The sequence below is a fragment of the Brochothrix thermosphacta DSM 20171 = FSL F6-1036 genome (genome assembly GCF_036884295.1).
GTDB classification, from domain to species: domain Bacteria; phylum Bacillota; class Bacilli; order Lactobacillales; family Listeriaceae; genus Brochothrix; species Brochothrix thermosphacta.
Window position 1 is genome coordinate 1,549,208 of sequence record NZ_CP145608.1, and the last position, 25,837, is coordinate 1,575,044.

Consider the following 25,837-nt stretch of genomic DNA (forward strand, 5'->3'; position numbering starts at 1 on the left):
GTGTCTCACTTCTAGTGGGATCAACACTATACTTGTGTTTTATATATTCGTTAATAATGAGGCCCTCCCTCTTTACTGATATTTTTTGAAAATGAGCGCTGCATTTGTTCCACCAAAACCTGCAGAAAGATTTAAAGCATAATCAACTGTTAACTGACGGGCCTTATTGGGAATACAATCAATTGCACATTCAGGATCAGCTTCAATAAAGTTAACCGTTGGTGGCACAACATTGTTTTGTGTTGCTAAGCAACAGACTGCGGCTTCAATTGCACTAGAAGCCCCCATCGTATGACCAATCATCGATTTAATAGAACTTGCACTCGGTGCTTTATTATCGAATAAGTCATTAAGAACACGCGCTTCAATAGAATCGTTTTTTTGCGTTCCTGTGCCATGTAATGAAATGTAGTCAATCATACTCCCCGCTATCTTTGCATCTTTCAGGGCGTTTTCAATCGCTATTTTTAAACCGCTACCTTCAGGGTGTGGAATATTAATATGATGGGCATCACTCGATAATCCGATGCCGGTTAATTCAGAAATGATGATAGCATTACGCGCTTTTGCATGTTCTAATTCTTCTAACTGCAAGATTGCTGCACCTTCAGATACGAGCATACCGTCTCGATCTTTTGAAAAAGGGCGACATACATTTTTTGATAAAGCATTTAAACGTTTAAATCCTAATAATGAAACGGCGGAGAATGGCTCAACTCCCCCTGCTAAAACGGTATTTGATCGACCGCTCATAATATCATCATAAGCGTGACTTAATGCATAATTACCAGCTGAACATGCATTTCCCACCAGATACTGAGGAATAGCTTTTGTTGTCATCAAGGCGAGTGTATCCAAAATGAGACGTTGTTTTTCATTACGTTCACGCAATTGTTGTGGGACACGACAGCCATTAAAATAATGATCGACTGATTCATCTAGACTTGCTTCACCCATCGTTGTACCTACATACAAAGCTGCGATTTCATCAATGTTAGTATTGCTTTGATTAAGACATTGTTGCATAGCATCATATAACAATTGACTCCCACGTCCGATTGTTGCTAAGTTCTCTTCTTGATAATGGTTACTTATTTGAAAATCTTTGATCTGGCCTCCCATAAAACTATTCGCATATGTAAAGACAGCGTTCTCTACCTGTGAAGTTCCTACTTTACCAGCTAAACAGTTTTCCCAAAACGAATGTGATCGTCCGATTGGTGTCACCAAACCAATACCAGTAATAACAACACGTTTACTCATTAGACTTAACCGTGCTTTGTACTGCTGTAATAATATCTTTTACAGTTATAAAATCCGTCATGTCTTCTGCAGGAATATCGATTTGATATTTTTTTTCAAGCTCTGTTACAACGTCTAATAAATCAAGTGAATCAATAGCTAAATCGTTTCCAAGTTCAGCATCCTCATGAACCTCTGTCATTGCTACTTTAGATACATCACTAATAATTTGTTTAATTTCATTTTCCATTCTATTCGCTCCTTCTTTGTAACATAATGTCACTTTTTGTTTACTAGACCTATGATAAACTGTTTACTAAGGTAATACTTTTTTAAATTTGAGAAATATCACCGTGTTTTTTTCAAAAAAAAGAGTGATTTTGTTAATAAACAATTTGAGAAACAATTGCTTTGAATTTATAATAGTCCTCCACAAAAAAATTGTGACTACTCCAAAAAATGATAATTAGAAAAGCCTTCCCCTAAATCCGCTTCTATATGAAGCAAAAGAAACGCAAAAAAACAGTCGCAAATACACGACTGTTTTTAGTAAACATTTGTTTGTCTTTTATTGAAGCTTTATTTTATGTCATATGACGTACTCATACTTTTCAAATTACGAATTAACTCTTTTACCTTTTTATAAAAACTTTGCCCAATTACTGTTAACTAATACACCTTGGTAATCAGCATGAAGCAAGCCTAAACATTTACGCGGCTTCAATGATGGTTTATTTTGCCTCACTTAAAGAGGCACACTAAATTTTAATACTAATTGTTGTTTGATTTTTTTTACAGAATCTTTCCTTATTTCACCAAAGTAACTTCCAGTAAACTGTAAATTCATTTGTTTTTGTTTTTTTATGACTCCCATAGCTGAAACTGGCGTATCTTTATTCAAAGAGGAAATTTGCTGATTATTATCCACAACTAAATTCAAACGAGCGGCTTCACTATAATTAACAGGGTCACGTTCTGTTGAAGTTAACAGTTTAATACCATCAGTGACTACTTCTTTAAATGCGCTTAATTCTAGCTCGACTGAATGGGTCTGTGAGTTATTAATAATTTTATAGCGATTAGATTCAATTTTTTTATTTACTGTTTTATCTTCCGTATTGCTAAAAAGCATCTCAATTGGTAGCGTTACGTTAATTTCTTTATCTAAATTGTTAACAACCACATTTTTAGTCACAGTAATTAATTCACCATTATGGTCTTTTATACCATAAACAACTTGATATGTCCCTGCGACAGTCGTATCAACCTCAACACCATTTAAACCCCAAGTCATCTTCTTATCAAAAGCAAGCACCTCTCCATCAGCATTTGTTGCCTGAATAAAACCGGCTTCAGGATCGTATTTATCTCCTCTATTCAACTCAATATCCTTGGCCTCAATACTCGTTTGATCCTCCACCACATTAATAAACTTCATTTCAGATACAATTCCAGCTTGCACTGCATTCCTAAGTGCAATATTTAATTGATACCGTCCAATTTTGCTTGTATCAATCTGTATTTTTTCAAACTCTGAGATTATATTACCATTGATGTAATAATAACCTAAACGCACAATATCTGCTGCATCAAGTCGCTCACCATCTTTATTTCGTACATTTGTTAATGGTGAATTCGGGTCAAATGTATCCCCCACATATAATTTAACATCTTGCGTTTCCACCGTTGTTTGATCCCTTATTACAACAACATTATAATCGGCAGTTACCGTCTGTTTATCACCATAAGAGTAGGTGATTGTTTGCTTATATGTCCCTGGCTCTGTCATTTTAACTTCTTCGCCACCAAAACTCAAGTTCGCATCATTTGGCAAAATTAACGCACCCAGTGCATCTGTCCCGGATACGAAATTATCCTTTGGATTATATGTCTGTGTGTGATACAACCTTGAATTTTTCGCTTTCAATGTCGGTGTTTTATACTTCATATATCTGTAAACAATTGTAGCATCTTCATTATATTTTCCTTTAGCATTTGTTGGTAGTTTATCTTCCAAGAGACTATAACCTGGAATTGATTGCTTGTATTCAGGGGTAGATACGTCATAACTATCACCTTTATAACCTTGCAATTTTTTTGTTTGTGCTCCGGAAATTAATTTGTTATTTTCATCACGGTACTCAACTTTAAGATCAATTTTTTTACGTTCCCACACATACGTACCAGCATTACGTGAAACATATCCCATGAATTCTGCGGGTGTATATGTCCTCCCTTTCTCATTTTCTGAAATCCAACTGCCGCTGTAATTATCAGTATCCGTAATAGGTTCTAAGGCTGCATCTACTCTGAATGATGTTCCTGTTGGAATCGTTATTTTTTTCAATTGTGTCGCTCCAGCAAACATGTTACTGCTAGTAACTGTTCTTGAACTGCGTTTCCAACCACTGAAATCGACCTCCTTCAAGCTTCTAGCCCCTTCAAACATCCCCGAGAAATTCGTGACATTTGATACATTAAGGTTAGCTAGATTAGCGGAAGTTAAAGCACCAGCAAACCTAAATGCCCAACTAAAGGATGTGTTCTTACTCGTGTCCCAGCCCCTTAAATCGATTTTTTCCAATGACATATTATTATAAAACATCGTTGCCATTGATGTGACATTTGATACATTAACATTGCTCATTTTTTCAAAGGACTTTAAGTACAACGCGCCACTCCACATAGCATTCATATTACTAGGCATAACGACCGTACTATTAAAAATGATTTTTTCAGCTTTGAAGTTTTTCCAAGGAGCAGCATCTACAGAGCCAGCTGATCCACCGCTAATAAATGTCATGGTATTTGTGCTTGTATCACGCGAGTACCTTGTCCCACCCCAATTACCATAAGCAATAGCCGTTGGAGACACCACTTTTTGAACTGGTTGTTTTGAAGTCGTCGCTTTTGTCGAACTATTTGATAGTGATTGCTCGCTCACTGTAATTGCTTGTTCTGACTCTTTTTTTATTTCAGTGTTTTCACTTGATAACGTATTACTTTTTTCTTCATCCTCTTTTTTTATTTCAGTGTTTTCACTTGATGACGTATTACTTTTTTCTTCATTCTCTTTTTTTATTTCAGTGTTTTCACTTGATGACGTATTACTTTTTTCTTCATTCTCTTTTTTTTCTGTCGAACTTTTTTCCATTGTGTTGTCTGTCTGACTGACACTTGATGCATTTGTTATGAATGGTACAGATAGATTACTTATTAAAAGCCCCACTATCAGAATAAAGCTTATTTTTTTCACTTTGACTCCTCCTTGATATTACTATGTCGCTTTTCGATCATTTAGTTGCGTTTTATTTGCCATCCCTCCTCAATAAATAAAAAATCGTGGTAACTTTAAAAACGGTTACTAATCTAATTTTATTGAATGTGTCGTCTAAAATAATAAGAGTGATATGTTTTTTATACCGCTGATTTTAAGTCCCCACTTTTTTTTATAAAAATATACTCTTTTGGGTGAATTTAAACTTATCCCTCTCTCGATTTTATCAGAGGTATTTTTAGATAGATAATCTTATTTTGCGTTTACAAACTCTATATATCCAAAAAAAAAGAATCTCCAAAAATATTGGAAATTCTTTTTCGTATATTATTTCTAGTACGTTAAACACAGACAACATTTTGTAATGGATTGGCGAACATAAAAACGTTAATATAAAACTTAATATCTTAACATAAGGAATTGTAATTCTTAAGACATTTACATATGGAATTAACATAAAGAACGCTACTCTTAAGACATTTACATATGGAATTAACATAAAGAACGCTACTCTTAAGACATTTACATATGGAATTAACATACAGAACGCTACTCTTAAGACATTTACATATGGAATTAACATACAGAACCGTACTCTTAAGACATTTACATATGGAATTAACATACAGAACCGTACTCTTAAGACATTTACATATGGAATTAACATACAGAACCGTACTCTTAAGACATATGGATTGGTACTCGCTTGCGCTCCGTCCCATACTGTTCTCGTAAAGCGGATAAAACCGCTACGATAACAGCACCCATACTACTCTCGTAAAGCGGATAAAACCGCTACGATAACAGCACCCATACTACTCTCGTAAAGCGGATAAAACCGCTACGATAACAGCACCATACTACTCTCGTAAAGCGGATGAATCCGCTACGATAGTAGCACCCATACTTTCAACGTCCACTACTTTAGTGACGACTCCTTCATAAAAACTTTTCTCATGTGAGACTAAAACAACGGTGCCTTGGTAATTTTTCACTGCGGTTGTGAGCGCATTTTTTGTCGCTTTATCTAAATGGTTAGTCGGCTCATCTAAAATAAGAATGTGGCTATTCACAAGGGTCATCGCACACAATTTAACTTTTGTTTGTTCCCCACCACTTAATTGAATGAGCGGCTTTTCGACGTGTTCTGCATTTAAGCCACTTTTTGATAACTTGCTGCGCACTTCTTTATTAGTTAGGTTTGGTAATTTCTCTTTGATAAAACTAAACGGTGTATCATTACTATCGTCCCATTCTAACTCTTGAGAAAAGTAATTCACTTTTCCACTCGTTGGCATTTGAGCATTCCCGCCTAATGATGAAATTAACCCTAAAATTGTTTTTAACAACGTTGATTTCCCTAGACCATTAAATCCTTTAATCAGGACTTTTTCACCTGTCGTAATACTTAAATTGATAGGTGGTAATAATGGTGCTTCATAACCAATTTCAAGTTTTTGGAGACTAATTGTCATATCCGAATTCGTATTAACATAAGGGAACACATATTCACCTATCGCATTGGTACTCGGTGGTGTTAAACGTTCAATACGATTCAATTGCTTTTCACGACTTTTAGCAATTGTCGAACGAGATCCCGCTTTATATTTTTGGATGTATTTTTCCATCTTTTCAATTTTTTCTTGTTGTTGATAATAATTTTTTAAATACACTTCATTTGCTTCGGCTTTAAGTTTTAAAGCTTTATGGAGATTTCCTGGATACTTTTTGATACGCCCAAATTCAATATCACAAATACAGTTTGTTATGCCATCAAGAAAAGCTTCATCATGGGAAATAACAACAAAACTTCCTGTAAAAGGATTTAAGAAATTAGTGAACCATTCAATATGTGTATCATCTAAATAGTTCGTCGGTTCATCTAATAACAAGACATCTGGTTGTTCAAGTAATAATTTCGCCAACATGACTTTCGATTTTTGTCCCCCACTTAGCTGGTTCAACTGACGGTCTAATCCCATTACATTAATACCTAAACCACTAGCGATTGTTTCTATTTTACTGTCAATTTGGTAAAACTCACGTTGTTCCAATTCTTCTTGTTTGTCCCCAATTTTAGCTAATAAATCAGGTTCATCAGCAACACGCATGTACATCTCACCAATTTCAGCTTCTAATTGATATAAACGAGCAAAGGCTGTTTGAAGATAAGTAGTAATGGTTTCTTCGTCACTAAATTGCAGATGTTGTTGCAAATAGCCCACTGTTGTTCTTCGTCCCCAGACAATGCGTCCTTCATCTGGCATTATTTCACCCATTAAAATTTTAAGCAATGTTGTTTTTCCAGCGCCATTTTTACCAACTAAACCTAAATGATCGCCAGGGTTTAACTGCAAGTCGCCATTTTCATAAAGCACCTTATCGGGTAATTCATATTTTAAGTTTTCAATCCGTAATAAACTCATTCTTATTTCCTCTTTTCATCATACTATTAAATCAGACAAACAAAAAAAAGCAGGATGCCTCTTCATTCAAAAGAGTACCTCTGCTTCGGGATACGGGCAAAGGCTACATTTAAGCAGCCTAAAACCAATATGAACACTGTTTTTCATCCAGATATTCAATACTGTTCAAAATGTTTATTCACATCTTAAATAACACCGTAAACTGCGGTGACATCGAAGATTAAAAAACATTTAGGCTCCATAGATACAGTGATTCATCTACAGAGCATTAGCGTCTAACCAGTTTATCAACAATAATAACTTTCGTCATTCTTGCCACCGTTCCCTTCATCAACTCATTTTTACCATTATGTCATGCTTTTACTTTTTTCACAAGTCGTGCTGTTTAAAAACGGTAATCAACCTTACCCTCTTTTATTACAATAATGCTCTCACCTTTTGCATTGATGAGTACAACTGTAACATTATTATGTTTTTCGCTAATCATGCGCAGCTCTGGCGTGATTTTATCGGTCATAAATGTTTGTTCTTCACCAGGCTTCTTACTTGCTTGCATTTTTTGCTGCATTTGATCACTGGTTGCACTCACTATCACTTGTGCCCCATTATAATTGGCTGCTAAGTCTCTGTCTGCCAAATAATTAGTGTTAATTTCATTGATTGCTTGACTATCTAGTGGTGCCTCTTTGATTTTTGCTTTTTCATCTGCTTGAGCTTCTATTTCTGCTGCTTTTTCTGCCTTCATTTTATTTAAATCGTTTACTAAATCAGCGACTTCAATTTCTTTATCAGCAATTTCCTTCTCCAAAACATTCGTAGATGTTGAGGCTGTATGGTTATACCAAAACAGAGCAGAACTGCCAATACCGATGACTGCAATCAAAGCTAAAATTAATAGTTGTTGTTTGCCATTTAACATTCTGTACTCACCTACTTTTAATTTAATAAAAAAACACTCTATCTATTATATTGTAACGCTTTTCCACCTTAATTTATAGACATACCCTTGTGAAAACAAACTATTTTGTCACATTTAGTTATCACTTTTTAGTGGTGTGTGTAATGCTGTTGCTTATATAGAAAAAATATGATAAGTTTCAAGATAGAGAATGTTTAAATCCTGATGAATGGATGTGTACGACTATGAAAACAAAACGTTTAGTGAAAATTGAAGAATACATACACACTAAAGGTTCGGCTACACTAGATGAATTATGTGATTACTTCGGTGTTTCTAAAAATACCATTCGCCGTGATATTAATATCATTTTACAGGATGGTTCAATTGAAAAAGTTTATGGTGGTGTTAAATCAGTTGTTAACTATGGCTTAACGCCGTTTGAACATCGTAACATCGTTCATGCAACAGCGAAAGAGCGCATTGCGCAATTGGCAGCTGCACAAATTAAACCGGGCGATTTTATCTTTATTGATTCTGGGACAACTACTCGTAGCATCATTGACTATCTACCGAATGACATTAATATCACTGTCTTAACTAATAACTTGGATATTATGAACGCGTGTGCTTTGCATCCTAATATTGCTTTATTAAGCTTAGGCAGCCACTATAAGAGAGAAACACGTTCTTTTGTCGGCTTACATATGGAAGCTAAATTGAGCCAGTACAATATTTCCAAGGCATTTATGGCGGCTACTGCTGTATCTATACATAGTGGTGTTACAAATAGCGACTTGATGGAACATGAAATCAAAAAGAACCTTGTTCAAATTGCAGATGAAATTTTTTTACTTGTTGATGATTCAAAATTTGAAAAAGCGACGCTATTGACTTATATGCCATTAGCAGATGTTTCTACGGTTGTGACCAATAACCCCATCGACAACACTTATCGTGACTTTTTTGAAGAACAACAGATTAAATTATTAATCGCTGAATAGCTATCAATCATAAAAAAGCAGCCTCCTGACTATTAGATTTTGTCTGGGCTGCTTTTCTCATGTGTTCTATTTTAAACGGTGGGTTTACAAACCTTTTTTACCAATAAACGGTACAAACTTCGCTGTTTTTTGTGCATACACTTGAAAATCAGGACGATCGCGGTATTTCTTCTCAAGTAATGGTACACCTGAAACGAACAACAATAACAGTGTAATAATAATCGGACCTATTATACCGATGAGCGAGCCGACTGATGTAATCGTAAGGATAAAGATACCCCACCAGCTCAATGCTTCACCGAAATAATTTGGGTGACGTGTTGTAGACCATAAACCGGTCGTCAATAATTTACCTTTATTAGCTGGGTTATTTTTGAATGCTGTTAATTGCCAATCACCAATGACTTCATAAGCGAAACCAATCACCCAAATAATAATCCCAAGGTAATTCCACCAAGACATTTCAGCTGGTTCAGCTGTTGTTACTTTAAATAAAGGTAATGCTACGATATATAACAATACCCCTTGTAGTACAAAAACATTCAAATATGCTTTTAATTTTGCAAAATTTGTTCCCCAACGTTTACGCATGTTCACATAACGGTAATCTTCGGGTTTACCAATGTTTCTTTTTGCCAAATGTGCAAATAAACGGACACCCCAAATTGTAACAAGTACCAAAACAATCGTCGCAATTTGTGTTTTTTCCGCCATTAAAAGATAACCTGCCCAGATAACAATAACAAAACCTGGTCCCCAAGCTAAATCAATAATTGAATTATTATGTAGAGCTTGCGCGATGAAAAATAATGCTGTGAAATAAACAAATAGACACAGTGTAACGACTAGATAAACTAACATTAGTTATTCCCCTCCTCTTTCTCTCCTTGAGTTGTTCCAATTGCAACGGCTCCTTCACCTGCGCTCATAGCGACTACTGTTGATATTTCCTCAATGAAGGCCGGTTTAAACCCTAGTTGTTGTTCTGCCAATGCTGCCATCCGTTGTGCTCGTACAGCATCATTCCCATGTACAATAGCATAACGAGTAATAGGCTGCTTACGATGCAGTCGTGCAATTTTTTTCAACAATTGCTTTTCGCTACCTTTGGTACTTAATGCTATACCCTTAATCGTTCCACCTCCGTCAGCTTTTAAGCCAATCATCGGTTTCAGATTAAGTCGCTTCGCAAGTGGTCCTAATCGTCCAGGTAAACGCCCTGATTGGATCATCCCATCAACTGTATCAACACTTACGAAAATTTCAGTGTTCGCAACCAATGGCTCCGCTAACTTTTCAATTTCGCTCAGTGTTTTACCTGCGGCTATCCAATCTGCAATTTGTAAGACAACTAACCCTTGTCCGACTGCATTTTGTTTCGAGTCAATCATCACAATTTTAAAAGTGGGTGTGCTCATTTCTTCTGCGACTTTTTTGATAACTGAAAATGTACCACTTAATTTTTCTGCTACTGTCACAACAATTACTTCCTCATAATAACTTTTCAAGTAAGCAAAACGATTCTCAATGAGGCGCAGACTGGGTTGTGAAGAACTCACACGAGCTGTTAAATCACGCTGATAAAAATAATCCGACGTGATGGTTAATTTGTCCAAATGACTGGTTTCATCAATTAACAAGTTCATCGGCAACACTTGAACTTGCTGTTCTAGAATAAATTCTGCTGGTAAATCCGCAATTGAATCTGTGACAAGTGCAATACGGTGTTTGCGTTCTTGTTTCACTTGATACTGCAATAACATATCATCTACCTTTTGATCAACCACTGTGCCGAATGTTGCGATTTGATGGAAAAAACGTTCAGGTGTATTGGTATGAATATGAATCCGTGCACTGTTTTGACTCGTTGCCACAACAAGTGAATCACCTAAATCTGAAATGGCTGCTTTAACTTCTGTGGCACTTAGATTAACATTACTTAAAAGTGCTTCCGAACAATAACGATAAGTCGGCGCTTCTGCAAAACGATGTGTTTCAACCTCTTGTAAACGCAGCTGTGGCTCTACAGTTAAATTCTCTTCACTCATCATGTCTGGATTCGTTAACGCGTTGCTCATGCCTTCAATAAAGGTATAAAAGCCCAACGCACCTGAATCTACCACTGCATTTAACTTTAAGAGTTTGAGCTGATTCGGCGTATTATTCACACTAACTTCTGCAGCTGCAATGCTTTGAGTGATGATATTTGATAAAGATGACTGCGTTTTTTTTGACATCACAATCGCATTGGCAAAATCTCTCATCACGCTGAGCATCGTTCCTTCTGTCGGATTATTAATTGATTGATAGGCACTCTCGACAGCGCCATGCGCACCTTTTATAAAATCATCAATTGTAATCGCTAATTTTTCAGGCATATGTTGCGCAAAACCATTTAAGTACTGTGCAAAAATAATACCTGAGTTTCCACGTGAACCTATAAGAGCCGCTTCACCGATACGATTACAAATGACAGATACGGTTTCACTCTCCGACGCCTGTACGGCCAAAACTTCACGCATTAATGATGCAAGGTTACTGCCAGTATCACCATCAGCAACTGGAAATACATTGATTGCGTTAAGTTTTTCCGTTTTTTTAATGACATCACGTGCCCCTACTTTAAATGCTAGTAATAATTGTTGCCCTTTTATTTCTAATAATTCAGTCATTTGAATTTGACTCCCCTTTTCATACTGTAACGATTTACCACTGGCGACGTTTTGCTATCCAAAAAACTAAACCAGCTGTCGCAGCATTAATAAATGTCCCCCAAATTAAATCAAGCACTGTGATTACTACAGGCCAATTTTCAAGTGTTGCTAGATTCGTTAAGTCATATGTGCCATAACAAATGAGTCCAAAAAAGCCACCGACTAATATAGCATAAGATAGCTTATTTTTATTCAACGCGGGTACAATAACAAAAAACAATAAACCGGTCATAAACAACACATAAAAAATCGCTGCAGGAATGATACGCGTTTCTCCCATTAAACCACCTAATTGGTCAACATATAACTGACGACTAATGACTGCTAACCACAATAAATCAATAACTAAAAAAATCACTGCGCTTGTTAAAAATAACTTAGCATATCTTTTCATTATAATTTCCCCTTCCTTATTTCGCTTATCAACTGATAACTATTTTATCATGTTCAGCTTTAAAACGGTACTACACAGCTTAAAACAACAAAAAAGGGCACCTCAAAGAGAATGCCCCCATCGTCAAGTTGTAACACCCACGTGGATTTGTTTGAATAATGAATCACTGTATTCTTATTATACCTTATTTAGAGCGTTAGCGAATAATTTTTTGTACGACTTCAATCATTTCTTTAACTCCGGTATGATTTTGTTTGTCTGTTCGATAGATAATACCAATACTGTTCGTCAATTTGAAATTTTCAATATTAAGTTCTTTGATATCCTCTTTTGTACGAACGTTGCGCACAATGTCAGCAGCTAAAATTGACACACCTAGGTTTTCGCTCACTGCTTGAACAAGTGAAGGTGAATTAACGCTCGTCCAAACCGCTTCAGGACTAATATTTCGCATCGCTAAATAGTTATCGAATGTATCACGAACAGCACTCCCTTTTTCACGCAACAATAAACGCTCCTTCAAAACGTCATCAATCGTAACGCTTGCTTGTTTTGCCAACGGGTTATTAACAGAGCATATAAAACATAAATCATACTCTGATAACGTCATTGTTGATATTTCTTTTTCTGAACTAACGCCTTCAACCAAGGCTAAATCCAGCTCATTATTAAGTATTTTACGTTCGATATCTGTTGGGTTATCAACCAAAACAGTCACTTTGTTCTCAGGGTAATTACGTTCATGCATTTTGATAATTTGCGACATCAATGTACTTGCAATTGTAATTGTGGCACCCATTCGTAAGTTCTTTTGCTGTGCCAGTTTATGAGACAAATCTCCGATATCATCAATTAACATCAACACTTTTTCGGCTTTTGTTAAGATTATTTTACCTGATTGATTAATGTAGATTTTACCTGATATACGATCAAATAATTCTAATCCTAGTTCTTTCTCAAACTCTTTAATTGCTCGCGATACAGCAGGTTGGCTAAGTAGCAAGTTATTTGCTGCCACCGTTACACTGCCATCTTTTGCTACTTGTTTAAAAATCATTAAATGCCTTAAATTCATTATTTTTTCCTCCTACAAAGAGATACCGAAAACGATATACACGTGCTGAATTGCACAATTTTTCTATATATAGTATACTCGCTATCTTTTTTCTGTACAAGATATTACAAAAAAATTATTTTGAATTATTTAACGCAGAAACTGCAATCTTCATCCGATTCAAACCCTCAATTAATTTTGCTTGTGAGCAGCCAACATTAAAGCGAATAAAATGATCATTACCGGGGTCATAAGTTGCACCTGGCATAATAGCTACTTTCCCGATATTAATCAATGCCTCTTGCAGCTGTTCGCCACTATACCCGAGAGCACTGACATCTAGCCACGCTAAGTACGTTGCCTCTGGTTTTTTAAAAGTAACTGCGGGAAGATGTTCTGCTAAAAAATCAGCAATCACTTGCATATTAACTGCTACCTGCTCATTAAGGGCATCTACCCAATACGCGCAGTCATTATAGCCCACGACTGTACTAATCATTCCCAGAATACTAGTTGAGGATAAACCGTTTTTATTTTTCAAAGCGATTAAAAAATCAGCACGTACTTTTTCAGAGGGAATCACACAATAAGAGCCAATTAACCCTGGCGTATTGAATGTTTTGCTTGCCGATGTACAAATGGCAATGTTGTCTAAATAACGGTTCAAACGCACTAACGGATAGGCTTGGTGTTCAGGCGCATTAACATCCATATGTATCTCATCTGAAATGATTTTAACTTGGTGTTTTTCACAGAGTTCGACGATTTTCTCTAACTCTTTATTTGTCCAAATACGTCCTGTTGGATTATGTGGACTACATAATAACAATATTTTAGTTGTATCGTATGCTAATTTTTCTGCCAAATCTTCAAAGTCGATGGTATAAATACCCTCAACATAGTGCAATGGATTTTCCACCAGTTGACGGTCATTGGATTCAATCACTTTGAAAAATGCATCATATGCTGGTGTTTGCACAAGGACGCCATCACCTGGATTCGACCACATTTCAATTAGTTTCGCGACTGAAAAAATCACTGCTGGACTGTAAACAATCCAGTCATCAGCAATTTTTGTATCGTAACGGCGTTGATACCATGAGACAATCGCTTCTTTAAAATAGTCATGATTCCAACGAGTATAACCAAAAACTTCATGACTTAATCGGTCTTTCAAAGCAGTCACTATCTCTGATGGTACGTTTAAGTCCATATCAGAGACAGTAAATGGTAGAAGGTCTTCTTGTCCAAAACGGTCTTTTACATAATCCCATTGCGTACAAAATGTTCCCTTACGATCTATAACGTTATTAAAGTCTGGTGTATTATTCATTATGATCACCTTCCATTATCCGTTCAATTTCGTTTTTAACTGTAGCGACTTGCGAGCCAATTACCACTTGTAAAGTTGTAGCATCCAATTTCATTACACCGAGTGCTCCACAGGCTTTTAATTCGGCATCATTAACAAGGGACATGTCGTTTACAACAAGACGTAATCGTGTCACACAGTTATCTAAATCTGCAATGTTTTCCTTGCCACCTAATGCTGCTAAGATACGCGCGGCATCATAACGACCTTTTTTACCGTGTGTCATTTCTTCAGCTGAACGTTCAACATCATCTTCAATAACCTCTTCACGTCCAGGAGTTTTAATGTTGAATTTTTTGATTGCCCAACGGAAGACAAGGTAATAAATAACAAACCAAATGACCCCGACAATTAGCACAAGATACCATTTTGTATAAGTTCCTTGCATCAATCCGAAAATAAGGAAATCAAGTACGCCCCCATCTGTATTACCGATGACAACTCCTAATAATGACATCACCATGAATCCCAGTCCTGTCATAATAACGTGGAAAAGATAAAGTAAGGGTGCGATGAAGAGGAATAAAAATTCAATTGGTTCAGTTATCCCTGTTACAAATGTTGCAAGAACACCTGAAATCAGCAGGCCTTTTACCTTAGAGCGACGAGATGGCAATGCGACATGGTACATTGCTAATGCTGCTGCAGGTAAACCAAACATAAATGTTGGCATTTTACCTTGTGATAGGAACGCTGTTGCCGATGGACTAATCGGTCCACCACCTTGTAGTTGCGCATAAAAAATATTAAGTGCACCTGAAATAGTATTGCCGTTAACAACTTCTGTACCACCTGCTTCTGTAAAACGAATCATTGCAACTAATATATGATGTAAACCAAACGGTAATAATAAACGTTCTCCTGAACCAAACAAGAATGGCCCGAAGATACCTGCTTTTTGAATTAAATCACCGATTGCTTGAATTCCCATCGCAAAAAGTGGCCAAATCATTGGAATTAAGATACCGACAATCCCTAAAACTAATGATGTAATTATAGGAATGAAACGCGGTCCACCAAAGAAGGCAAATGCATCTGGTAACTGAATTGTATAAAAACGCTTATGTAAAAGATAAACAATAATACCGACGATGATACCCCCTAACACACCCATTTCAATTGTTTGGATGCCTAGCACCATGCCTTGCCCTGCTTCACGCATATTATCTAATTTTGCTAAAGTATTCGTTTCTGTTAGATAAAAATTAATTGATAAGTTCATAATAATATAACCTACTAAACCTGAGAATGCAGCGACACCCTTCTCATAACGCGCAAGACCTAATGGAATTGCCATCGCGAATAATAGTGGTAAATAGGTGAATGCAAACCCCCCGATTGTTGACATGAAACGGAAAATGACTTGTAAAAAAGTATGATCTAAAAACGGAAATTTATCGATTGTTGATGGGCTACTAAATGAACTCCCGATTCCGAGCATTAAACCCATGAATGCTAGTAATGCGACAGGTAACATAAATGTTTTACCTAGCCCTTGGAAAAACTCACCGAAACTAAATTTCTTTTTTTTCAAAGTGATAACCTTCTTTCAACTTGTATTTGATAACTTAAAATTAACAGATATACCCCAATAAAGAAAGCGCTTTCGAATTAAAGTAATAACTTACATTTGACGAAAAAAATTTCGTCACAATATACTAACAAAGTGACAAAGGATTGGTACATCAACATAAGGAGTGGTACTCTAAGTAATTAACATAAGGATTGGTGTGGTACATCAACATAAGGACTAGTACATCAACATAAGGACTAGTACATCAACATGAGGAGTGGTACTCGCTGTCGCTCCGTCCCATACTACTCTCGTAAAACGGATGAATTCGCTACGATATTAGCACCCATACTGTTCTCGTAAAACGGATGAATTCGCTACGATATTGGCAAAAAAAAAGCAACACAAAGTGTGGCTTAATTTATACAGTTCTTGTGAATAAAAAGGAATTGTACTCTTAAGGTGTTGATAGAAGAAGTGGTACATCAACATATGGAGTGGTACTCTTAAGGTATTAACAGAAGGAGTCGTACATCAACATATGGAGTGGTACTCGCTCTCGCTCCGTCCCATACTACTCTCGTAAAGCGAATGAATTCGCTACGATATTAGCAAAGGAGTGGTACATCAACAGAAGGAGTGGTACTCGCTTGCGCTCCGTCCCATACTGTCTTTGTAAGCTCATTTCTTCGCAACAACGTCAGTATTATCTTTCAATGCCGGATGCTTTTAAATAATTTAAAATGAGTAGTTCTAACAAAACGTTAAATGGGATTCTTGAGGACATATCAATTTCACCATAATAACAATTAGTGACTGCTGCTGTCATTGTTAATGTACTTAGTTTCTCCAAACTGCTGTTTTCACAGCCAATCAATGCCAAAACGGGTACTTTATTAGCTTTCAATGCTTTTGCATAGGCTAAAACATGGGGTGTTTCTCCTGAATATGAAATGATAATGGCTAAATCTTTTTTTGTAAGGTTGCGTGCAACAATATCTAATTCATCCCAATCTCCTCGGGCGGAGCTTGTTTTGCCTGCAAATGTTAATTTACGGCTTGCTTCCATACATGTTGGGAGCGAGGCACCGACTCCAAAAAATTCGATTGCCTGACTTTTGATAAGGTAATTAGTCGCTTGGTTTAATTTTTCTTCTGATAGACGGGCTAATGTTTTTTCAATTTCTGTCTGTATACGTTGAACTTGATGTGTCAGTGATTCAGTGCGAACATCCATAATAGTTTCACTTTCGTTATTTTCAAGTGCTTGAGCCACTGCATATTTGAATTGTTGAAACCCTTCAAAACCTAACTGTTTACAACAACGGCTGATTGTCGCTGTTGAAATAAATAGTCGCTTCGAAATCGAATCAATTGTGCTTTTAACGAACAACTCAGGAGATGCTATCACATCATTTAAAAAGGTTGTTTCCAATTGACTAAGATGCCCTTTGTGCTGTTCTAATTTTTTCACTAGTATATTCATTGCACGTCTCTCCCTACCTATCAAGTATCTGTTACTTATATCATATCATTTTAGACAGTCTATCTTAAATTACTTTTTATCATTCTACAAAAAAATAGTGAAACTATCATCATTTGTTTATTAAAAGCTTATTATCTCTACTCACAAATATTTTTTATTTCTGTATAATAAAAGATGGGAGGCGATTAACTATGAATTTAACGATTGTTCCAATACTAAGTATCATCGTCTGGTATTTCGCTATTAAAGAATTATCGAAATCAGAGCATAAACAAAACATACGCAGGGTAATAATTTTAACAGCTGCCGGCACACTTCTTACGTCTGTGCTAACTGTATCACTTTTTCAACATTTATTTTTATAATTTTAACAGAGCTTTTTCAAAACGAAAAGGCTTTTTTCATCTACGATCTAAAAGAAGTAATGGCGAGTCCTATCAGAATAAGCAGAAAGATTATTTTAAAATTTAATTGTGATAGTTTCTTTCCCATCAAAAAATTAACGCCACAATAAATTATAATTGAAAGATATAATATTTGTAAAAAACAATGCATTTGACTCCTCCTTTGCGCTAACTCCAGTATACCTTAATTAAATCATTATTTTTCTTCCTTGAGTTAACGTTAAAAATCAAACAGTATCATTAAAGGTCGGCCATTCCTTTTTACAAATCTACTTATGCTCAATAAATAATTAACCTTAAAAAAACTTACAAAAAAGCTAATTTCCCATCGATCATTATCGATGAAAAATCAGCTTTTTTGTTCTTCTCCCACTTTAAACTAAGGAAAAGTGTATTCTATTACGATTAATTTTCAAAGCTCACGTTATGATGGACTTTTTGTACATCTTCCAGCTCTTCAAGTGCATCGATTAGTTTTTCAAAAGTAACGATGTCTTCTTCAGATAAAGATACTTCATTTTGAGCAATCATCTCAACTTCAGCAACTGTGAATTCAGTAACACCATCGGCTTTTAAAGCTTCTTGAACACTATGGAAATCCTCTGGTTCTGCATATACAATCACTTGATCTCCTTCCGTCATCACATCGCGGATTTCAAGATCTTGTTCTAATAACATTTCAAAAATCGCATCGGCTTCCTTACCTTCGAAACCAAATACAGCTGTGTTATCAAACATGTAAGCAACTGCTCCAGAAACACCCATGTTTCCACCATTTTTACCAAAAGCAGAACGAACTTCCGCTGCTGTACGGTTGACATTGTTTGTTAACGTATCAACAATAACCATAGCGCCGTTTGGTCCAAAACCTTCGTAGCGTAATTCAGAGTATGTTTCATCACTTGAACCTTTTGCTTTTTCAATTGCGCGGTCCATGACGTGTTTTGGAACGTTATATGTTTTTGCACGTTCCATTACCGATTGTAATTTACGGTTTGTTTTCGGATCAGGATCACCTTGTTTAGCTGCTACATAAATTTCAACACCAAATTTAGCGAAAACCTTACTGCTTGTTGCTTCTTTTGCTGCTTTTTTATCTTTTATATTTGCCCATTTACGACCCATTATTTCACATCTCTTCCATTGTTTTGTCTATTCAATTATAAGCTAAATAACGTCATTTGTTAAGTTTTATTTTAGTCCTTTACTAGTCGCTACATCCTGTAATTTTTGTCCAGTTAGACGATAAGTAGTCCAATCGTTCATTTGTTCTGCGCCCAGTGCCAAATAAAAATCAATACTTGGCTGATTCCAATCCAAACAGCACCATTCCAAACGACCGCAACCACGCTCAACTGTTAATTGTGCTAAATGTTCAATAAAGGCTTTGCCAAAACGCTTACCTCGATACTCTGGTAAAACATAAAGGTCTTCTAAATAAATACCAGCCTTGCCTAAAAATGTCGAAAAATTATGGAAAAATAGCGCAAATCCAACGGCTTCACCCTTATATTACCCGATGATGACTTCTGCGGCTTTTTTATCAAATAACCACTCTGTTAACAACGCTTCAGTTGCAACAACTTCGTTGGCCATTTTTTCATACTCCGCTAAGCCTTTGATAAACGTCAGAACCAAGCCAACATCTTCTCTTTGTGCTGTTCTAAAAATCAGTTCACTGTTACTCATCTTGTCCTAACCCCTTTTGCTTTTTATTCTATCATTTATTTCAAAGATAGCTCTCTCAATAGAATAACAGATAGGATTAATTTTGCCCATATTCACCATCAAAAAACAGCCATTTCAACAACGATTAACTCGTTACTAAAACAACTGTTTCGCTTAAGTTATACTAACGTATTCATCAATTGTTCAGATACACCCTCCTCTAGCGCTACTTCTCTTATCGTTTTCCCAGAAGAAAGTGCACGTTTTGTAATGCTTGCTGCTTCTGCATAACCGACTGTTTCAGAAAGTGACGTCGATAAATACATACTTTGTTCAAGTAGTTCCTTACAACGTGCTTCATTGGCAACAATATCCATCAAACAATTATCAACAAAAGTTGTTATGCTCTTTTCAAGTAAATTGAATGACTCTAATAATTTATAAAAAATAACAGGTTCAAAGGCATTCAACTCTAATTGTCCACCTTCTGCTGCCATCGTTATAGTGACATTATTGCCTATTACTACAAAAGCGCATTGATTCACAATTTCTGGTATCACAGGATTAATCTTCCCTGGCATAATTGATGAGCCATTTTGCTTCACTGGAATAATTAACTCGCCAATCCCAGCTCGGGGGCCTGATGATAACAACCGTATATCATTCGCAATTTTGGATAAACTGACTGCCGCTACTTTTAATGTATCACTGAGTGCAACATACCCTTCAATATTTTGTGTGCCATCTATTAAATCTTCAGCAATTGTTAATGACTCACCACTTAGCGCACATAAAATCGGTAATAATTTAGCACTGAATTGTGGATGTGTTGTAATCCCCGTTCCAATCGCTGTACCACCCATATTAAGTGTACACAATTCTATTTTAACCTGTTTCAAGCGTTTTAGATTACGTTTCATTACCGAGTAATACGCATGAAATTCATCGCCTAAAGTTAACGGTACAGCATCACTTAACTGCGTACGACCAATTTTTTTAATTGTTTTAAACTGATCTGCTTTTTGACTAAATACCTCAATTAAACGTTCAAGGGCTACTTCTAACCCACGCATTTTCTTCAAAAATGTCAGTTTTCCTGCGGTTGGATAAACATCGTTAGTAGACTGACCTTTATTTACATCATCAATAGGGTGAACGATAGAATAGTCACCTTTGACTCCTCCCAGCAATTCAATCGCACGATTAGCCAACACTTCATTCATATTCATGTGACTACTTGTCCCTGCACCACCTTGCAATGGATCTACGATAAAGTGATCATGAAATGCACCCGCGATTACTTCATTGGCTGCATCTACAATTGCTCCAGCAACATTAACTTCTATCATGCCCAGTTCAGCATTTGCTAATGCGGCTGCTTTCTTTATTTCAGCAAGACTGATGATAAAATCAGTCTCCAATAACTCACCTGTAATATTAAAATTGTTTTTAGCTCGGGCAGCATTCACACCATAATACGCTGTTTCTGGAATATTTAACACACCAACGCTGTCACTCTCTTGTCTAAACATCGTCTTCCCCCTCAAACAAAATTGTTTTAACCACTTATCGCACTTATTGTTAGCGCTTACATTAGTTGGTAAATTAACAAGTACTTCCACTATTAATTTTAACATAGAGCTATTAAATTATGTACAAGAAGTGTCCGAAAAACGCAGATAATACATACAAAAAAACAGTAATCCTTAAATGGATTGCTGCTTTTTAGTTTTCATGTCAATTACTTATCAAACCATTCGTTATAATATGAACCCTTTGGATTATACATGAATTTAAAATGATGTTTTTTGGCTAACTTTTCACTTTTTTGTTTATCTTTAAATGAGACAACAAACACTTCAACGTGTTCTTTTTGTCGTATACGTTCTAAACGTTTAATCTGTTGCTGCGCCCAGTCATCTTGTTGTAGTTCAGTATAATTAAAATCTTCCCACATGATAAAATCGACATACGGTGCCGTTGCTTTTTCTAGTGTATCGAAGCCCCAATTTTGTCCGATTAATAATTTTGGTTGCTGTTTTTTCAATGTCTTTAAAACATTAACCATTCCAGCCCGATAAGCTTTTTGCTGTTTTGATGGCACAAAATCATCAATGTTACCAACCGTATCAAAAAAGACACCATCTAAACCTTTTTTTATCACTTGCTGTTGGACTTCTTTTATCAACAACTCTTGATAATGTTTCGAGGTCATGTTCACAAGATAAGAGTCCCATTCTTTAAAATACTTTTTCTTTTTAGCTTTATCATAATAAAAATCTTCTTTTTGCATTTTCTTATAAAACGCTTTATTCCAACGATCTACCTCCATCGCATTCACATAGCCAAATACAAGTGTCCCTTGTTTTTGCATTTTTTTAATGGCTGCTTTATTCATCTCCAAAGGTTCAATTACCATCATATCAATATTTTTGGCCTTCTTCATCATCTGTGGTGTCTCTTTATCAAGATAATAGCGATAAGACGATACGTTTGCTAACTGTTTAGCTTGCGCTGCCGTAGATCCCACAATGACTAAACACAATACTATTATGACCGTGAAAAAAACTTGTTTTTTCATTTTATACTCCCCCTTATAACGCTTTAAAAATCAACTTATTCCCTTACTCTATCATACCCTTTTTCTGTAAGACTTCCTAAATTTAAATGATTTAAGTTGCTTTATTTTAGTTTAGTCGCTAAACTAAACTAATGAAACCAATACAAACGCGTACCCTCGCATTAGGGCAAATGATACACCAACTCTGTTTATTAGAAAAACAACCCTTTGATGTTCCTGAAATTGGCTTAGTCACACCCAGCGAGTTTCACTTAATAGATGCTTTAAATAACCAACCAAAAACTGGAAAGGAATTATGTCAAAATTTACAAATTACTAAAGGCGCTGTTTCACAACTGACTGAACGCCTCATTTCAAAAGGGTGGTTAATACAAACACCTTCACCAACTGACAAACGCAGCGTACTGTATTCATTAACCGAAAGTGGTAAAAAAATTGCAGTCGCTCACTTTGCTATTGCTCAACAGTTTCATCAGCATTTAACGACCCAATTCTCATCAGCTGACATGCAAACAATCGATGCTGGCTTTAAGACTTTGGCAGATTACTTAAAAACTTTATTGGAGGAAAATAGCAATGACTAAAAATAAAATCATGCTCATAGGTGGACACGGTCATGTAGGGCGTATTATTAAAAAAAATTTAGCTCCTCATTTTCCCGAGCAATTAATCATTGCCGGTCGTAATCGTCGGACAATGGAGCAATTTGTTGCTGACTCACAATTACCGCTTCAAGTAGCTGAATTTGATATTACACAGCCGATCGATGACACACTTTTCACTGATGTTAAACTTGTTGTGGTATGTATTGATCAGGTGACAACAGACTTTGTATCTTACTGTAATAATGCTGGCATAGATTATATTGATGTAACTGCCAATACCGCTTTTTATAAGCAGTTAGCTGTCTTACCTCTTACAGAAAAATCAGCTGTTGTATATAGTGTGGGATTGGCACCTGGTTTAACTAACTTAATGTTAGCAAAATTGTATGAAAATGCGCCTTCTTTCCAAAGGGCAGATATAAAAGTACAACTTGGCTTAGCTGATGCACATGGAGATGCTGCGATTGATTGGACTTTAAATCAGCTCAATGAGACATACACATTACGTGGGGAGAAAAACCCACTCAAAACTTTTTCCAAGCGACGTTTACTTGAGCTAGGTAAAACAAAGCAACCTGTTTACCTGTTTAATTTTTCAGACCAGCATACCTTACGTGACCAGTTCCCTAATCGTAGGATTACTACTTATCTTGGCTTTGACTCGAGAGTTGTCACTGGCTTAATGCACCAAATGCAAAAATGGCGCTTATTGCCGCTACTTAATCGACCATTTATTTTTAAGAGTGTCAAAAAAATGATGACCGCGAAAGTCATCGGAAGCGATGCTTTTTATGCACAAGTTGCAACCTATGATAAAAATGATCAGTTGTTACAGCAACTGACTGTCACTGGACATGATGAAGCGCGTGCTACTGGTTTGATTGCTGCTTTCTTGATAAAAAAAGTTTATGCAACAAAAGACCCTGCTGGCTTTGTCCAAATCGATCATTATTGTTCATTTGATGACGTTGTAGAAGCTATTCCTGAACTGACCGTGCTTTAATTTTATTGGTAGAAACAAGACCCCAAGCGTTGTGTGTACTTTTAGTTGTAGCTAGTAGTAAAAAACACCCGTCCTTTTATGAGACGGGTGTTCGTTTTTTATTCAGTGACTGTGACAACCATTGATTTACTCGTATTACCTTTTACATCGCTATTTATTAAATGTAAAATGGGTTGATTCAATGAAACGTTAGTGCTTAGCTTAAAAAATCCGTTATCATCAGAATGTACTTCAATCAATTGCTCTTTTGTTGGTGTCATTAATCTTACAGTCGTATTTGGTTCTGCTTTCCCTGAAATATTAATCGTATTTCTATGGAATGACGTACTTGTTATTTTTATTTGCGCTGGTGGTGTCACATCTGTATTAACAACTGAGATGTCATGATAATACATTTGCGTATAAGTTCTACCTAATAGATTATACACCGTCATTTTAGTTCCAAAAAACACGCTCAACTCACCTGTTTTTGTTGCTTTTACCGCTAAGGATTGAGCAACTTTTCCAGTTGTTTTTTGCGTCTCTTCTTTCATCGCTGTACCAATACCATATCTGTTTTGTGACTCACTCCACTCCAACGGATTGGGGTTAAGCGTATTGAAACTCAATTGATACTCCTCTCCGGAAACTGCTAGAATCTCTTGTTTGAGATAAGCACCGATCCCCGCAGATTGTGTATAAAACCGAATTCCTCCGTTATTCATTTTAGAGATAGCACCACGATAAGTGCTGTAGTTTGAAATGTCAGTTGCGAATTCTATTTCATTATTTTTACTGTTTTTACTTACAGTTGTTGCTTTATAATTCTTGCCATCCCCACTTGTTTGCCAGTTTGAAATACCTGTTTTCGAGTCATTAATTTTCAAATCAGTATTCAAGAGCAAATTTTCTGTAGGTGCTAGTGTGGCTGGTAACGGTTTTATTAACGCAGCTGTTTTTAAAAAGTGACGCACTTTATCTTTATAAGCTTGACCACCTACTGCTAAATTTTGTGCGTGTGCCGCTCCAACTACTTCTAGCTGTTCTTTATAACCAGAAGCTGCTTCATATAATTCATCTTTCGCCTTTGGATGTATAAAACCATCACTTGTTCCGTGAATAAATAATTTTGGCAAGGATGAATGTTCGACCGCTTTAAGTGGTGAAATATCGAATAAATCAACTTTCAAAATAGGTTTCACATGCTTTTCATTCAAATTATCCACCAAACGATCTTCATAGGCATACCAATCAACGAGATTGACGATTGGGATATATTGTAAACGTGAGGTTAAAATACGCATAACATCGTGTGCTTGATCAGAAATCGTAGCATAACCACAGTCTTCGATTATGGCTTCAATATCTAACGTTGGACTAATCACATCCTGAGACATCATCACCGTTGCTGCTCCCATTGATACGCCCATCAACACAAATTTTTGTTGTGGGTTTTTGGCTTGTTCTTGTAAAAGCCAAGCGTTTAAATCATTTTTTTCATATGCGCCAAATGTAATATATGTGCCTTCACTTGCACCACTAGCACGAGAATCCGGTATTAACACATTATAACCTTCGTCACTTAAAAATTGTGCTTCCTTCATAACATTCATTGGATTAGAGCGATAACCATGGTGAACTAGCGCTGTCTTATCTGATTTATTATCGATGTAGAAGGCATGTAACTTAATATTTGAATGTGTTGTTTCATCATATACTGTTAAGTATCGATCACTTTTATTCGTTAACCCTTCAAACCATTTACTCTGTTGGATTTTGCCTAGAAAGCCAAAAAAATCAGCCACTTTAATTGTCGGATTATCACGCTTAGTTGTAATTTCGAATGCGAGTTCCGCAAGAGTATCTGTTAAATAATTAATAGCTTTAGTAGTGGGTTTACCACTACGAGTTAACGTTAATTCACCCTCAATCTCATTTTCTAGATAGTCTTCAATGTTATTTATAAGTGCTTGTTCATTTTTTGGTAATTCTTTTCGTTCTGCTAGTGTTTTAATTTCAAAATTATCAGTCGTTTTCTCACTTGTTGCAGCATTTACATTCGCGGTAAAAACAACGGTATTACCCACAATTAATAAGATTGAAAGTGCTACTAATACTAACTTTTTCATTTCTTCATTCCTCTCATTATGTATCAGGCAATTCTTGCCGTCCTCTTTTTAAATTAACATATGAGAGGGTACTCAACGAGCCACTTTT

Annotated in this window: 19 protein-coding genes and 1 pseudogene; 3 read left to right on the plus strand and 17 right to left on the minus strand. The window is 36.1% G+C overall.

Annotation, left to right across the window (positions count from 1 at the left end; genetic code table 11):
• Nucleotides 1-72 precede the first annotated feature (72 nt).
• The 5 genes from V6S17_RS07825 to V6S17_RS07845 all read right to left on the minus strand — a co-directional run bounded on the left by V6S17_RS07825 (nt 73) and on the right by V6S17_RS07845 (nt 7,864).
• Complete coding sequence (locus tag V6S17_RS07825) at nt 73-1,263, minus strand: beta-ketoacyl-[acyl-carrier-protein] synthase family protein (protein WP_029092115.1); 1,191 nt, start codon at nt 1,261-1,263, stop codon at nt 73-75.
• Entirely contained in the window at nt 1,256-1,492 is a 237-nt protein-coding gene (locus V6S17_RS07830; RefSeq protein WP_029092116.1) for an acyl carrier protein, read from the minus strand. The genes V6S17_RS07825 and V6S17_RS07830 overlap by 8 nt, the downstream gene beginning before the upstream one ends.
• Nucleotides 1,493-1,987: 495 nt before the next feature.
• Nucleotides 1,988-4,498 (minus strand): bacterial Ig-like domain-containing protein, encoded by a 2,511-nt coding sequence (locus V6S17_RS07835; RefSeq protein ID WP_029092117.1) that lies wholly within the window; start codon nt 4,496-4,498, stop codon nt 1,988-1,990.
• A gap of 881 nt (nt 4,499-5,379) precedes the next feature.
• Nucleotides 5,380-6,945, minus strand: a complete 1,566-nt coding sequence (locus tag V6S17_RS07840) for an ABC-F family ATP-binding cassette domain-containing protein (RefSeq protein ID WP_051457194.1) — start codon at nt 6,943-6,945, stop codon at nt 5,380-5,382.
• 385 nt (nt 6,946-7,330) lie between these two features.
• Nucleotides 7,331-7,864 (minus strand): hypothetical protein, encoded by a 534-nt coding sequence (locus V6S17_RS07845; RefSeq protein WP_029092118.1) that lies wholly within the window; start codon nt 7,862-7,864, stop codon nt 7,331-7,333.
• Between the two features lie 224 nt (nt 7,865-8,088).
• Between V6S17_RS07845 and V6S17_RS07850 the strand changes: the two genes are divergently transcribed.
• The gene (locus tag V6S17_RS07850) at nt 8,089-8,847 is read left to right on the plus strand and encodes a DeoR/GlpR family DNA-binding transcription regulator (RefSeq protein ID WP_029092119.1); all 759 of its coding nucleotides are present in this window, start codon (nt 8,089-8,091) and stop codon (nt 8,845-8,847) included.
• An 84-nt stretch (nt 8,848-8,931) separates the two neighbouring features.
• Here the strand turns inward: V6S17_RS07850 and V6S17_RS07855 are convergent, their stop codons facing one another.
• The 11 genes and pseudogenes from V6S17_RS07855 to V6S17_RS07905 form a co-directional block, all read right to left on the minus strand.
• A complete protein-coding gene (locus V6S17_RS07855) occupies nt 8,932-9,708 on the minus strand; it encodes a DUF1295 domain-containing protein (RefSeq protein WP_029092120.1) in 777 nt (258 codons plus the stop codon).
• Entirely contained in the window at nt 9,708-11,519 is a 1,812-nt protein-coding gene (locus V6S17_RS07860) for a DAK2 domain-containing protein (protein ID WP_029092121.1), read from the minus strand. Before V6S17_RS07860 ends, V6S17_RS07855 begins: the two co-directional genes overlap by 1 nt.
• Before the next feature lie 34 nt (nt 11,520-11,553).
• Nucleotides 11,554-11,955 carry a DUF2177 family protein gene (locus V6S17_RS07865; RefSeq protein WP_029092122.1) on the minus strand — a complete coding sequence of 134 codons (402 nt, stop codon included), beginning with the start codon at nt 11,953-11,955 and terminating at the stop codon, nt 11,554-11,556.
• Nucleotides 11,956-12,151: 196 nt separating this feature from the next.
• Nucleotides 12,152-13,030: a LysR family transcriptional regulator gene (locus tag V6S17_RS07870; RefSeq protein ID WP_029092123.1), complete on the minus strand. Its 879-nt coding sequence runs from the start codon at nt 13,028-13,030 to the stop codon at nt 12,152-12,154.
• A 115-nt stretch (nt 13,031-13,145) separates the two neighbouring features.
• Nucleotides 13,146-14,342 carry a MalY/PatB family protein gene (locus V6S17_RS07875; protein WP_029092124.1) on the minus strand — a complete coding sequence of 399 codons (1,197 nt, stop codon included), beginning with the start codon at nt 14,340-14,342 and terminating at the stop codon, nt 13,146-13,148.
• A complete protein-coding gene (gene malX, locus V6S17_RS07880) occupies nt 14,335-15,915 on the minus strand; it encodes a maltose/glucose-specific PTS transporter subunit IIBC (protein ID WP_036027584.1) in 1,581 nt (526 codons plus the stop codon). The genes V6S17_RS07875 and malX overlap by 8 nt, the downstream gene beginning before the upstream one ends.
• A gap of 685 nt (nt 15,916-16,600) precedes the next feature.
• On the minus strand, nt 16,601-17,380 hold the full coding sequence (locus tag V6S17_RS07885) for a MurR/RpiR family transcriptional regulator (RefSeq protein WP_029092126.1): 780 nt from the start codon (nt 17,378-17,380) through the stop codon (nt 16,601-16,603).
• Between the two features lie 809 nt (nt 17,381-18,189).
• The gene (locus V6S17_RS07890; protein ID WP_029092127.1) at nt 18,190-18,909 is read right to left on the minus strand and encodes a YebC/PmpR family DNA-binding transcriptional regulator; all 720 of its coding nucleotides are present in this window, start codon (nt 18,907-18,909) and stop codon (nt 18,190-18,192) included.
• A 66-nt stretch (nt 18,910-18,975) separates the two neighbouring features.
• A pseudogene (locus V6S17_RS07895) lies at nt 18,976-19,473 on the minus strand (GNAT family N-acetyltransferase).
• Nucleotides 19,474-19,631: 158 nt separating this feature from the next.
• A complete protein-coding gene (locus V6S17_RS07900; protein WP_036027659.1) occupies nt 19,632-20,984 on the minus strand; it encodes an aspartate ammonia-lyase in 1,353 nt (450 codons plus the stop codon).
• Between the two features lie 209 nt (nt 20,985-21,193).
• Nucleotides 21,194-22,033: an endo alpha-1,4 polygalactosaminidase gene (locus tag V6S17_RS07905; protein WP_029092128.1), complete on the minus strand. Its 840-nt coding sequence runs from the start codon at nt 22,031-22,033 to the stop codon at nt 21,194-21,196.
• A 131-nt stretch (nt 22,034-22,164) separates the two neighbouring features.
• Between V6S17_RS07905 and V6S17_RS07910 the strand changes: the two genes are divergently transcribed.
• Both V6S17_RS07910 and V6S17_RS07915 read left to right on the plus strand, forming a co-directional pair.
• Nucleotides 22,165-22,617: a MarR family winged helix-turn-helix transcriptional regulator gene (locus V6S17_RS07910; RefSeq protein WP_051457202.1), complete on the plus strand. Its 453-nt coding sequence runs from the start codon at nt 22,165-22,167 to the stop codon at nt 22,615-22,617.
• Nucleotides 22,610-23,641, plus strand: a complete 1,032-nt coding sequence (locus V6S17_RS07915) for a saccharopine dehydrogenase NADP-binding domain-containing protein (RefSeq protein ID WP_029092129.1) — start codon at nt 22,610-22,612, stop codon at nt 23,639-23,641. The genes V6S17_RS07910 and V6S17_RS07915 overlap by 8 nt, the downstream gene beginning before the upstream one ends.
• Nucleotides 23,642-23,739: 98 nt before the next feature.
• Here V6S17_RS07915 and V6S17_RS07920 read toward each other — a convergent pair whose 3' ends face one another.
• Nucleotides 23,740-25,749, minus strand: a complete 2,010-nt coding sequence (locus tag V6S17_RS07920) for an alpha/beta hydrolase (protein WP_029092130.1) — start codon at nt 25,747-25,749, stop codon at nt 23,740-23,742.
• Nucleotides 25,750-25,837 lie beyond the last annotated feature (88 nt).

Coding starts and splice junctions, on each gene's coding strand:
- V6S17_RS07825 (WP_029092115.1), bottom strand. CDS start 1,263: ATGAGTAAACGTGTTGTTATTACTGGTATTGGTTTGGTGACACCAATC.
- V6S17_RS07830 (WP_029092116.1), bottom strand. CDS start 1,492: ATGGAAAATGAAATTAAACAAATTATTAGTGATGTATCTAAAGTAGCA.
- V6S17_RS07840 (WP_051457194.1), bottom strand. CDS start 6,945: ATGAGTTTATTACGGATTGAAAACTTAAAATATGAATTACCCGATAAG.
- V6S17_RS07845 (WP_029092118.1), bottom strand. CDS start 7,864: ATGTTAAATGGCAAACAACAACTATTAATTTTAGCTTTGATTGCAGTC.
- V6S17_RS07850 (WP_029092119.1), top strand. CDS start 8,089: ATGAAAACAAAACGTTTAGTGAAAATTGAAGAATACATACACACTAAA.
- V6S17_RS07855 (WP_029092120.1), bottom strand. CDS start 9,708: ATGTTAGTTTATCTAGTCGTTACACTGTGTCTATTTGTTTATTTCACA.
- V6S17_RS07860 (WP_029092121.1), bottom strand. CDS start 11,519: ATGACTGAATTATTAGAAATAAAAGGGCAACAATTATTACTAGCATTT.
- V6S17_RS07865 (WP_029092122.1), bottom strand. CDS start 11,955: ATGAAAAGATATGCTAAGTTATTTTTAACAAGCGCAGTGATTTTTTTA.
- V6S17_RS07870 (WP_029092123.1), bottom strand. CDS start 13,030: ATGAATTTAAGGCATTTAATGATTTTTAAACAAGTAGCAAAAGATGGC.
- V6S17_RS07875 (WP_029092124.1), bottom strand. CDS start 14,342: ATGAATAATACACCAGACTTTAATAACGTTATAGATCGTAAGGGAACA.
- V6S17_RS07885 (WP_029092126.1), bottom strand. CDS start 17,380: ATGAATATACTAGTGAAAAAATTAGAACAGCACAAAGGGCATCTTAGT.
- V6S17_RS07890 (WP_029092127.1), bottom strand. CDS start 18,909: ATGGGTCGTAAATGGGCAAATATAAAAGATAAAAAAGCAGCAAAAGAA.
- V6S17_RS07900 (WP_036027659.1), bottom strand. CDS start 20,984: ATGTTTAGACAAGAGAGTGACAGCGTTGGTGTGTTAAATATTCCAGAA.
- V6S17_RS07905 (WP_029092128.1), bottom strand. CDS start 22,033: ATGAAAAAACAAGTTTTTTTCACGGTCATAATAGTATTGTGTTTAGTC.
- V6S17_RS07910 (WP_051457202.1), top strand. CDS start 22,165: ATGAAACCAATACAAACGCGTACCCTCGCATTAGGGCAAATGATACAC.
- V6S17_RS07915 (WP_029092129.1), top strand. CDS start 22,610: ATGACTAAAAATAAAATCATGCTCATAGGTGGACACGGTCATGTAGGG.
- V6S17_RS07920 (WP_029092130.1), bottom strand. CDS start 25,749: ATGAAAAAGTTAGTATTAGTAGCACTTTCAATCTTATTAATTGTGGGT.